Origin of the sequence: Blastococcus sp. KM273129 (assembly GCF_021698995.1) — a bacterium.
Classification (GTDB): Bacteria; Actinomycetota; Actinomycetes; order Mycobacteriales; family Geodermatophilaceae; genus Blastococcus.
The window spans coordinates 1-341 of the sequence record NZ_SSXB01000210.1 but is presented as its reverse complement, the minus strand read 5'-3'; the positions used below and the strand labels follow the sequence as shown (position 1 = coordinate 341).

Annotated in this window: 1 pseudogene; it reads left to right on the top strand. The window is 80.1% G+C overall.

The features are described 5' to 3' along the window. A pseudogene (locus E9565_RS22065) lies at nt 1–341 on the top strand (hypothetical protein); the annotation flags it as partial.

Here is a 341-nt window from a genome sequence, read left to right as displayed (position 1 = left end):
CGGCGTGCTGCGCGCCGCCGTCGCCGCCGACCTGATCCTGCGCCCCTGGGACAGGTCCCGGCCGCCGGTCACCGCCCAGCTGACCATCCACGCCCCGCTGCCCGCCCTGCACGACCCCGACCCCGACGGCGGCCAGGGCGGCCAGGGCGGCAGCCAGCCGGCCGCCGAGGTCGCCGGGGAGGTCGTCACCGCCGCCCAGTGCCGGGAGATCCTCCGCGCACTCGACCTGCTCGGCGTCGGCGCCGCCCCCACCGGCGGATGCGTGCAGATCGCCATCGGCAACCCCGCCGACGGGCGGCTGATCACCGTCGCCACCCGCAGCCGGCTCCGCCGCGCCGCCG